The organism is Streptomyces huiliensis (genome assembly GCF_020037025.1).
GTDB lineage: Bacteria > Actinomycetota > Actinomycetes > Streptomycetales > Streptomycetaceae > Streptomyces > Streptomyces huiliensis.
The window spans coordinates 1-10,485 of sequence record NZ_JAIQLH010000311.1 but is presented as its reverse complement, the minus strand read 5'-3'; the positions used below and the strand labels follow the sequence as shown (position 1 = coordinate 10,485).

Sequence of the window (10,485 nt, the reverse complement as noted above, 5' to 3'; positions counted from 1 at the left end):
GGTGTCCGCCCTCAAGGACGGCACACTCCGATGAGCGGCGCCCCCGCCATGCACCCGCAATGGGTCAAGTCCAGCTACAGCGGCAACGGCGGCGGCACATGCGTCGAATGGGCCCCCGCCCACGCCCCATCCGGCACCATCCCCGTCCGGGACAGTAAGCGCCCCGCCGGCCCGATACTGCATCTGTCCACGACCGCCTTCGCGGACCTGGTGTCCGCCCTCAAGGACGGCGCACTGCATTGAGCACCGCCCCCGGCATGCACCCGCAATGGGTCAAATCCAGCTACAGCGGCAACGGCGGCGGAAGTTGCGTCGAGTGGGCCCCCGCCCACGCCCCGTCCGGCACCATCCCCGTCCGCGACAGCAAGCGCCCCACCGGCCCGGTGCTGCGGCTGTCTACGGCCGCCTTCACGGATCTGGTGTCCGCCCTCAAGGGAGGCACCCTCAACGCCGCGCCCGGCACCCTCAGCCCGTCCGGCGTTTGAGGACGAGCGGCGAAGCCGCGACAAAGGGGGTCTGGGGCGCAGCCCCAGGAAACGGCGAAGGGGCGGGGCTGGGGGACCCCACCCCCCGAAGGGCACCCTCAGAGCTTCACCCGCGCCGCCACCGGCAAGTGGTCGCTGCCCGTCTCAGGAAGCGTCCAAGCCGACCGCGGGTCCATCCCCCGCACCATGATCTGGTCGATCCGGGCCATCGGAAAGCTGGCCGGCCAGCTGAAGCCGAAGCCGTCTCCCGCCGCCCCCTGCGCCGAGCGCAGCTGCGAGGTGACGGGCGCGAGCGAGCGGTCGTTCATCGTGCCGTTCAGGTCCCCGAGCAGAATGGTCTTCTTCAGGGGCTCCGCGGCGATGGCATGACCCAGCGCCGCCGCGCTGTTGTCGCGCTGCCCGGCCGTGAAGCCCGCGTTGAACTTGACGCGCACGGACGGCAGATGGGCCACGTACACCGCGACCGGCCCCTGCGGCGTCTCGACGGTGGCGCGCAGCGCACGCGTCCAGCCCATGCGGATGTCGACGGGACGGGCGTCGCTCAGTGGGTACTTGCTCCAGATGCCGACCGTGCCCTGCACGGAGTGGTAGCGGTACGAGCCCGCGAGGGCCCGCTCGTAGCGGGAGGCGTCGCTGAGCTCCTCCAGGGCCACCACGTCCGCGCCGGACGCGACGAGGGACCGCGCGGTGCCGGCGGGGTCGGGGTTCTCGGCGTTGACGTTGTGGCTGACGACGGTGAAGTTGCCGCCGGTGCCGGACTTGCCGGTGAGGAGTCCGCCGAAGAGGTTCACCCAGGCGACGGCCGGCAGCAGGACGGCGATCAGCGCGCTCGCGGAGCGCCGCAGCAGCGCCAGGGCCAGCAGCACCGGGACGAGCAGCCCGAACCAGGGAAGGAAGGTTTCGGTGAGGCTGCCGAGGTTGCCGACGCGGTTGGGGATGCTGGAGTGCAGCAGCATCAGCAGCCCCAGCACCAGCGCCAGCCCCGCGATCACCAGCCCGCGCCGCCAGATCCCCGGGCCGCGCCAGCCGCCCAGCCAGTCGCCCACGCGGTGCCGGACCCCGGAGCCGGCCCGCTCCGGGCCGACTCCCTCGCGGCCCGTCTCCTGCATGTGCGCCTGCGGCATCCGCATGTCCTCACTCGGTCTCGCTGTGTCCCGTCACCCGACGATAGGTGATCGACGGTCCGTCGTGATCACCGCGCGGGAGGGCTGTCCCGGCCCCCGCCGGAAGGGGGGCTTCGGGGAGGAGGACGGCCCGCCGGCCCGGACGGGTTCCTGCGGGCGGGCCGACAGGGGCGTCCTGTGACACAACGGGCACATTCGGGCCCGTCGCACGAGCCCGTCACGCGGGCCCGTCACGCAGGCCCGTCACGCGGGCCTCACAGAACGCGGGCTACGGCCGTACGCCGTCCAGCACCATGTCCACGATCCCCTCCGCCAGCCCCGCCGGCAGCTCCTTCCACTCGTGCAGCACCGCCCGCACCAGCATCGGGCTGACGAGCAGGTCGATGAGCAGGTCGACGTCCGCGTCCGCCCGGATCTCCCCCGTCTCCGCCCCGCGCCGCAGCACCTCGCGGAACGACTCCCGCCGGGCGGCGACGACCGTGTCGTGGTACTCGCGCCACACCCGCGGCTGCGCCTGCACCTGGGCGACGACGGTGCGCATCACCGCGGAGGAGCGCTTGGCCAGGCCGCGCCGGCGCAGGAAGTCCAGCAGCGCGACCAGGTCGTCGCGGACGGAGACGCCCTTGAGCTCGGGGGCGGCCTCCTCCAGGGAGCGCAGGACGTCGAGCATCAGCGCCTCCTTGCCGGCCCAGCGCCGGTAGACGGTCGCCTTGCCGACGCCCGCCTCGCGGGCGATCCGCTCCATGGACAGCTCGCTGACGGTGACGCCGCCCTCCAGCAGCCGCAGGACGCTCTCGATCACGGCGGTGTCGACGGCGGCGCTGCGCGGCCGCCCGCGCTGCTGGACCGGAAGGGACGCCCCCGGGGCGCGCGCGCCGTCCGCCGGGCCGCTCACCGCCGGACCGTTCGCCGCCGGGCCGCTCACCGCCGCCGGGTCACTCACCGTCGCGCCTCCGCCTGTGGACGTTCGGCGGGCCGGCCGCCGGGGCCCGGCGCGGCCTGGGCCGCCTTCTTCCCGGGCAGGAAGACGCCGGCGACCAGCGCGCCCAGCGCCGCGACCCCGGCCGCGCCCAGCGCGGTGACGTGCATGGCGTGCAGGAAGGCGTCCTGGGCCGGGGCGACGAGGTCCCGCCCGGCCGGTCCGAGCCGCCCGGCCAGGCCCAGGGTGGCCTCTATGGACTCGCCGGCCGCGTGCCGGGCGTCCCAGGAGAGGCCGGGGACGCCGTCCAGCCGCCCGGCGATGCCGTCGCGGTAGGTGGTGGAGAGCACGGACCCCAGCACGGCCACGCCGAGGGCGCCGCCGACCTGCCGGAAGGTGTTGTTCACGGCCGAACCGGAACCGGCCTTCTCGCGCGGCAGCGACTGCATGATCGAGACGGTGGCGGGCGGCATGACGTGCGCCATCGCCGTGCCCTGGAGGAAGAACAGCACCTCCAGCACCCAGATCGGGGTGTCGGCGTCGAGCAGCACGAAGCCGGACATCGTGCCGGCGACCAGCAGCATCCCGCCTGAGCAGACGACCCGGGCGCCGAACCGCGCCACGACCAGCCGGGCGCGCGGCGCGAAGAACATCTGCGCGGCGGCCAGCGGCAGCATCAGCAGACCGCTCTGCAGCGGCGTGTAGCCGCGGACGCTCTGGGTGTAGAAGACGGTGAAGAAGGTGACGCCCAGCAGTCCGAAGAAGACCAGCCCGATGGAGGCCACGGCCGCCGAGAACTGCGGCTTGCGGAAGTACCGCATGTCCAGGGCGGGATGGGCGCTGCGCCGCTCGTGCAGGACGAAGAGGACGAGGACGAGGAGTCCGCCGCCGACCGTGCCGAAGACCTCGGGGTCGGTGAAGTCGGCGAGCTGGCCGCCCTTGATGATGCCGTACACCAGCAGGACCAGGCCGACGACGGACAGCACCACGCCGACCGGGTCGAGGCGGCCGGGCGCGGGGTCCTTGGAGTCGGGGACGAGGATCACCATCGCGATGATGGCGACGATCACGATCGGCACGTTCACCAGGAAGACCGAGCCCCACCAGAAGTGGTCCATGAGCAGGCCGCCGGTGATCGGGCCTATCGCGATGGCGAGTCCGACCGCGCCGGCCCATATGCCGACGGCCTTCGGCTGCTCGTCGCGCTCGAAGACGTTCATGATGATGGCGAGCGTGGCGGGCATCACGAAGGCACCGCCGAAGCCCATCACCGCGCGGAACGAGATGAGTTCGCCGGGCGAGCCCGAGGTGGCCGACAGCACCGAGCCGATCCCGAACACGACCATGCCGAAGAGGAGCACCTTCTTGCGCCCCAGCCGGTCGCCCAGCAGACCGGCCGTGAAGAGGATGCCGGCGAAGACCAGGGTGTAGGAGTTGATCGCCCACTCCAACTGGCTCTGGGTCGCCCCGAGGCCGGTGGGGGCGGGCGAGGCGATGGTCTTCATCGCCACGTTCAGGATCGAGTTGTCGAGGACGACGACGAGCAGGCTGAACAGCAGGACGGTGAGGATCGCCCACCGACGTTTGTGCACGGCCTCGGGTACCTGGCGCACCGGCGTCTCTCCGGCAGGGGTTGTCATACCTCCACCGTAGACCGCTTTCCGATACGCCACCGTCTCGTATTGCGGAGGTTTTGCCTCCGGGGCAAGCGCGGGCCTGGGCCTGGGCCCGCTGTTACCCCCGGCGTACCCCCGGCACCTTCCTCGCTCCGGCACCGCGTGTCAGCATGGAGGGGATCCGGAGACGCCGCAAGGGCGCTTCGAGACGACATACAGGAGCCACCGCCATGACGCATGCCGTGACATCACCCAAGGTGACATCTCCCAAGGTGACATCTCCGTCGACGGCCGACAGCAGCAAGCCGGGCACCGCGCCCGGCAAGGCGCTGTACGGCGGGACGGGATCCCGGCGCATCACCGTCCGTGACATCGCCGCCGCGAAGGGGCGCGGCGAGAAGTGGCCCATGCTGACCGCCTACGACGCGATGACCGCCTCCGTCTTCGACGAGGCGGGCATCCCCGTGCTGCTCGTGGGCGACTCGATGGGCAACTGCCACCTCGGCTACGAGTCCACGGTGCCGGTCACCATGGACGAGATCACCCTGCTCTCCGCCGCCGTCGTACGCGGCACCAAGCGCGCCCTGATCGTCGGCGACCTGCCGTTCGGCGCCTACCAGGAGGGCCCGGTACAGGCGCTGCGCAGCGCGACCCGGCTGGTGAAGGAGGCGGGCGTCGGCGCGGTCAAGCTGGAGGGCGGCGAGCGCTCGGCGCACCAGATCGAGCTGCTGGTCCAGGCCGGCATCCCGGTCATGGCCCACATCGGGCTCACCCCGCAGTCCGTCAACGCCTACGGCGGCTACCCGGTCCAGGGCCGGGGCGAGGAGGCGGCGCAGCAGCTGCTGCGCGACGCCAAGGCCGTGCAGGACGCGGGCGCCTTCGCCGTGGTGCTGGAGCTGGTGCCGGCCGAGCTGGCGGCCGAGGTCACCCGCATCCTGCACATCCCGACCGTCGGCATCGGCGCGGGTTCGGAGTGCGACGCCCAGGTGCTGGTCTGGACGGACATGGCGGGCATGACGTCCGGCCGCGTCCCGCGCTTCGTCAAGCAGTACGCGGACCTGCGCGAGGTCCTCGGCGGCGCGGCCCGGGAGTTCGCGGAGGACGTGGTCGGCGGGGCGTACCCGGCGGCGGAGCACGCCTTCCACTGATCGTCTGGCCGTCGTGGGACGACGGGACGCCGACAGGGGCCGGGCCGGCCCGTGTCGGCGTCCTGTCAGGCGGATGTCGGCCCGTTGTCAGTGGGGTCTGTCAGCCTCTTCCCATGACACGAAACGACACCCCCGAAGACCGCGGAAACGCCGTGGAGGTCCGAGGGCTGGTCAAGCACTACGGCGAGACCAGGGCCCTGGACGGGGTCGACCTGGACGTTCGCGAGGGCACGGTCCTCGGCGTCCTCGGCCCCAACGGCGCGGGCAAGACGACGCTGGTACGCGTCCTGTCCACGCTGATACAGCCCGACTCCGGCTCGGCCCGCGTCGCCGGCTACGACGTCCTGACGCAGCCCCGGCAGCTGCGCCGGGTGATCGGCCTGACCGGCCAGTACGCCTCGGTGGACGAGAAGCTCTCCGGCTTCGACAACCTCTACATGATCGGCCGGCTGCTGGACCTCTCCCGCAAGGAGGCCCGGCGCCGCGCGGACGAGTTGCTGGAGCGCTTCTCCCTCACCGAGGCGGCCAAGCGGCCCTCGGGGCAGTACTCGGGCGGCATGCGCCGCCGGCTGGACCTGGCCGCCTCGATGATCGGCCGGCCCGCCGTGCTCTACCTCGACGAGCCGACCACGGGCCTCGACCCGCGCACCCGCAACGAGGTCTGGTCCGAGGTCCAGTCCCTGGTACGGGACGGCGCCACGGTGCTGCTCACCACGCAGTACATGGAGGAGGCCGAGCAACTGGCCAGCGAGCTCACGGTGATCGACCGCGGCAAGGTCATCGCCGGCGGCCGGGTCGACGAGCTCAAGGCCAAGGTCGGCGGCCGGACGCTGCAGATCCGTCCGGCCGACCGGGCCGAACTCCCGCGCATGGTCGGCGCGGTGGCGCAGGCCGGGCTCGACGGCATCGCCGGCGCCACCATGGACGAGGCCGAGGGCCTGGTCAACATCCCGATCGTGAGCGACGAGCAACTCACCGCCGTCGTCACGATGCTGGGCGCGCGCGGCTTCGCGATCGCCGGTATCAACACCCATCTCCCCAGTCTGGACGAGGTCTTCCTGGCCATCACCGGCCAGAAGACGTCCCTCACCGACGACGCCCCGCGTGGCGGCGCCGGCGCCGAAGCCCTCCAGGAGGCCGCCGCATGACCACCGCGACGATCGGCGCGCCCGTGGCGGCGCCCGCCGGCGAGGGACGGATCTCCCTCCGCTCCCACCTCCGGCACATCGGCGCCCTCACGCGCCGCAACGCTCTCCAGATCAAGCAGGACCCGGAGTCGATGTTCGACGCCCTGGCCATGCCGATCATCTTCACGCTGATGTTCGTCTACGTCTTCGGCGGCGCGATGTTCGGCCCCGGGCAGCAGGAGGCGTACGTCAACTACCTGGTGCCCGGCCTGATGGCGATGACCGGCCTCAACATCGCGATGGCGGTGGGCGCGGGCGTCAACGAGGACTTCCGCAAGGGCGTCATGGACCGCTTCCGGACCATGCCCATCGCCCGGTCCTCGGTGCTCATAGCCAAGATCGTGACGGAGATAGGCCGGCTGCTGGTGGCCGTGGCGGTGCAGCTCGCCATCGGCTTCGCCCTCGGTCTGGACGTCCAGACCTCGGTGTTCCACCTGCTGGGCGCGGTCGCGCTGAGCGTGGTGTTCGGCTCCGCCCTGATGTGGATCTTCATCCTGATCGGTCTGACGATGAAGACCGCGCAGGCGGTGCAGGGCATGGGCATGCTCGTCCTGATGCCGCTCCAGTTCGCCAGCTCGATCTTCGCCAAGCCCACCACCATGCCGGGCTGGCTGCGGACCTTCACCGAGTACAACCCGCTGGCCAACCTCGCCGACGCCTCCCGCAACCTGGTCATCGGCGGCCCGGTGGCCCACTCGGTCTGGCTGACGCTGGCCTGGTCGGTGGGGATCACCGCGGTGACGGCACCGCTGGCGGTCCGCCGCTTCCGCAACAAGACCTGACGGCGGTGGCGCGCGGGACCGCCCGCCGGACGGGCCCGGACCCAACGGGCTTGTACCCGGCGGGCTCGCACCCGACGGGCTCGGACCCGACGGGCTCACACCAGGGCGGCGGCCTCCTCCAAGGTGAGGCGGCCGCCCTCGGCGTACGCCCGCTCGTACGTCTCGCCGCCCAGGGCGGTCCGGGTGGCGTCCGTCGTCCGCTCCCGGAGCTCCCGTTCGACGGACGCCTCGTACAGCCCGGCGGGGCGCAGGGCGGCGACCGCGCCCAGCAGCCGGGCCGCCGCCTCGGCGTGCTCGCGGCCGGGCAGCTCCGAGTGGGCGAAGGCGGCGTTCAGCAGCATGTGCACGGGCAGGTGCGCGGCGACGAGGGCGGTGAGCGGGTCGTCGCTCGTGGTCAGCGCGGACCGGAGCCGGGGCAGCGCCTCGTCCGCCCTCCCCTGGAGCACGTCGAGCCAGCCGAGCACGCTCTCGAGCATGCTGGCGAACAGGGGGATGGAACGGTCCCGCAGCTCCCCGTACAGCCCCTCGAAGATCTCCCTGGCCTCGGCGTGACCGCCGTTGCGGGCGATCCGGATGCCGAGCGAGATCCGGATGAAGTAGGCGGCGTCGGGGTTGAGCGGCTCGGCCTCCTCCAGCGCCTCGCGCAGCAGCCGCTCGCTCTCCGTCCCGTCGATCTCCCCGGACTCGGCGAGGACGTCGGCGAGCCGGCACCTGAGCATCGGGAGCTGGGCGCGCGACCCCAGGACGCGGGCGTTGTCCAGCGCCTCGCGGTAGTCCCGCGCGGCCTCCGCGAACGCGCCCCGGCGCTCGTGGCTCTCGGCGCGCCCGGACAGCGCCTCGGCCACCCCCCAGGCGTCCCCGAGCCGGCGGAACAGCTCCAGGCTCTCGTCGGCGTCCCGCAGCCCCAGGTCGGCCCGGTCGGGTATCTCGTTGAGCAGCTTGGCCCGCTGCTGGAGGTGGAAGGCCAGCTCCCACTCGTAGCCGAGCTCGCGGCACATCTCGACACCGCTGTCCAGGGACCGGTAGATGCTCTCCACGTCGCCGATGAACAGTCGGACGAAGTACCAGGCGAAGCCCGGCACACGGCAGTTCTGCGGCTGCCCCGGGTCGTAGACGGCGACGACGCGGCGCATCCAGGCCTGCGTCTCCGCGTCCTCGACCGCCCGGATGTCGTGCTCCCGGTTCGACAGCCAGACCAGCCGGACCCCGCGCCGGGCCTCCAGCAACAGCTCGGGCGACATCGGCGGCGGCGCGTCGATGCACCGCTCGTACAGCGGCGGGGCCGGCTGCACGGGTTCGTCGAACGGGTCGGGTCCCAGGCCCATGGCAGCCTCCGACCAGGTGCTCCCGTCGACGCGGTGGTCGCGCAGCTGCCAGAACCAGCCGAGGGACAGCACCAGGCACAGCGCCTCCTGCTCGTCCCGCGCGGCGACCGCCCGCCGCAGCGCGGTGCGCAGGTTGTCGTGCTCGCGCTCCAGCCGGTCGAGCAGCACCTGCTGCCCCGGGCCGCGCAGCAGCGGCTCGGTGGTCCGGGCCAGCTCCCGGTAGTGGACGAGGTGCCGCCGCTCGACGGCGGCCCGCTCCCCGGCCTCGTCCAGCCGCTCGGCCGCGTACTCGCCGACGGTCTCCAGCAGCCGGTACCGCATCTCCCCGTCGTCGGCGGGCGCGGCGACGACGAGCGACTTGTCGACGAGCGAACCGACGAGGACGGCGACGTCCGCTTCGGGGACGTCGGCGGCGCCCGAGCAGACCGCCTCCGCCGCCGCCAGGTCGCAGCCGCCCGCGAACACCGACAGGCGGCGCAGGACGGCACGTTCGGGCGTGTCCAGCAGGTCCCAGGACCAGTCGACGACGGCGCGCAGGGTCTGCTGGCGCGGCAGGACCGTGCGGCTGCCCGAGGTGAGCAGTCGGAAGCGGTCGTCCAGCCGGTCGGCGAGGCCGCGCGGGGTGAGCATCCGCAGCCGGGCGGCGGCGAGTTCGATGGCGAGCGGCAGTCCGTCGAGCCGGTGGCAGATCTCGGCGCACGCGGCGGGGTCGTCCTCGATCCGGAAGCCGGGCCGCGCGGCGGCGCCCCGGTCGGCGAGCAGCCGCAGCGCCACCGGGTCCGGCAGCGGTTCCACCGGCCGCAGGGACTCGCCCGGCACGGCGAGCGGTTCGCGGCTGGTGGCGAGGACGGTCACGCCGGGGCAGTGCGCGAGCAGCGTCTCGGCGAGCCGGGCCGCGGCGTCGATCACGTGCTCGCAGTTGTCGAGGACGAGCAGCATCCGGCGTGGTCCGCACAGCTCGGCCAGCCGGGCCAGCGGGTCGCCCGCGGAAGCGTCGGCGGCGGCCCGCAGCCCCTCCGCGGTGCCGCGCACGACGGTCTCGCGCCCGCCGAGCGCGGTGAGCACGGCCTCCGGCACGGTGGCGGGGTCGTCGACGGGCGCCAGCTCGGCCAGCCACACCCCGTCCGGCCAGGCCCCCGTCTCCCGCGCGACGGCCTCGGCGGCCTCCTGCGACAGCCGCGTCTTCCCGGCCCCGCCGGGCCCGAGCAGCGTCACGAGCCGGTGCCGCTCCAGGTCCCGCCGGATCACCAGCACGTCGTCCTCCCGGCCGACGAAGGAGGTGAGCCGGGCGCGGAGGTTGCCACGCGGAGGGCGGCCGGGCGGGGTGAGGTGAGCGGGTTGCCCGGCGGCGGGGGCGGACGCGGCGTCCGGGGTCGGGGCAGTGGCAGTGGCAGTGGCAGTGGCGGAGACCGGATCGGCGGCGAAAGGTTCCGCCGCACCGGACGGACGGCCCGGACGGCCCTGGCCGCCGTCGGCGTACGGGCGCGGCGAGGCGTACGCGCCGGGTGCGCCGGGGGCCGCGTACCCCGGCTGCCCGGCGTGCCCCGGCCGTCCGACCGGACCGGCCTGCCCGACCGGGTGCGCCGGCTCGGCGGACGCGGCGTCCAGCAACTCCGCGTGCAGCGCCCGCAGCTCAGGCCCCGGGTCCGTGCCCAGCCGGTCGGCGAGGGCCGTCCGGACGTCCTCGTAGGCGGCCAGGGCCTCCGCCGGGCGGCCCGCCGCGCGCAGGGCGCGCAGCCGCAGGGCGTGGAGGGGCTCGTCCAGGGGGTGGTCGGCGCAGAGTTCGGCCAGTTCGGGGAGGGCACGGGCCGGGTCGCCGAGGGCGACGGCCGCCGCGAGCCGGCCGCGCCGCGCGGCGAGGTGCCGGGCGTCCAGCCGGGCGGCGAGCGCCTCGTGGCC

At 73.6% G+C, this 10,485-nt stretch carries 9 protein-coding genes; 5 read left to right on the top strand and 4 right to left on the bottom strand.

The window, feature by feature from the left end; genetic code table 11:
* Together JNW98_RS32040 and JNW98_RS32035 are read left to right on the top strand one after the other, a co-directional pair.
* The coding region (locus JNW98_RS32040) for a DUF397 domain-containing protein (RefSeq protein WP_308015691.1) at window positions 1-243 on the top strand (243 nt) is incomplete at its 5' end.
* Window positions 240-485 carry a DUF397 domain-containing protein gene (locus tag JNW98_RS32035; protein WP_308015690.1) on the top strand — a complete coding sequence of 82 codons (246 nt, stop codon included), beginning with the start codon at window positions 240-242 and terminating at the stop codon, window positions 483-485. The genes JNW98_RS32040 and JNW98_RS32035, both read left to right, overlap by 4 nt.
* A 98-nt stretch (window positions 486-583) precedes the next feature.
* Here JNW98_RS32035 and JNW98_RS32030 read toward each other — a convergent pair whose 3' ends face one another.
* From JNW98_RS32030 to JNW98_RS32020, 3 genes are all read right to left on the bottom strand, one after another.
* Window positions 584-1,609, bottom strand: coding sequence for an endonuclease/exonuclease/phosphatase family protein (locus tag JNW98_RS32030; protein WP_223771813.1), 1,026 nt, complete (start codon window positions 1,607-1,609; stop codon window positions 584-586).
* A gap of 268 nt (window positions 1,610-1,877) precedes the next feature.
* Window positions 1,878-2,504 carry a TetR/AcrR family transcriptional regulator gene (locus tag JNW98_RS32025; RefSeq protein ID WP_223771814.1) on the bottom strand — a complete coding sequence of 209 codons (627 nt, stop codon included), beginning with the start codon at window positions 2,502-2,504 and terminating at the stop codon, window positions 1,878-1,880.
* Window positions 2,505-2,548: 44 nt separating this feature from the next.
* A complete protein-coding gene (locus JNW98_RS32020; protein WP_223771812.1) occupies window positions 2,549-4,168 on the bottom strand; it encodes an MFS transporter in 1,620 nt (539 codons plus the stop codon).
* A gap of 206 nt (window positions 4,169-4,374) precedes the next feature.
* Here JNW98_RS32020 and panB point away from each other — a divergent pair, with 206 nt between their 5' ends.
* The 3 genes from panB to JNW98_RS32005 all read left to right on the top strand — a co-directional run bounded on the left by panB (window position 4,375) and on the right by JNW98_RS32005 (window position 7,261).
* Complete coding sequence (panB, locus tag JNW98_RS32015) at window positions 4,375-5,292, top strand: 3-methyl-2-oxobutanoate hydroxymethyltransferase (protein WP_372459372.1); 918 nt, start codon at window positions 4,375-4,377, stop codon at window positions 5,290-5,292.
* 113 nt (window positions 5,293-5,405) lie between these two features.
* The gene (locus JNW98_RS32010; RefSeq protein ID WP_223771810.1) at window positions 5,406-6,440 is read left to right on the top strand and encodes an ATP-binding cassette domain-containing protein; all 1,035 of its coding nucleotides are present in this window, start codon (window positions 5,406-5,408) and stop codon (window positions 6,438-6,440) included.
* Complete coding sequence (locus tag JNW98_RS32005) at window positions 6,437-7,261, top strand: ABC transporter permease (RefSeq protein ID WP_223771809.1); 825 nt, start codon at window positions 6,437-6,439, stop codon at window positions 7,259-7,261. The genes JNW98_RS32010 and JNW98_RS32005 overlap by 4 nt, the downstream gene beginning before the upstream one ends.
* A gap of 95 nt (window positions 7,262-7,356) precedes the next feature.
* Here the strand turns inward: JNW98_RS32005 and JNW98_RS32000 are convergent.
* Window positions 7,357-10,485: AfsR/SARP family transcriptional regulator (locus JNW98_RS32000; protein ID WP_223771808.1), on the bottom strand; the 3,129-nt coding region annotated here is incomplete at its 5' end.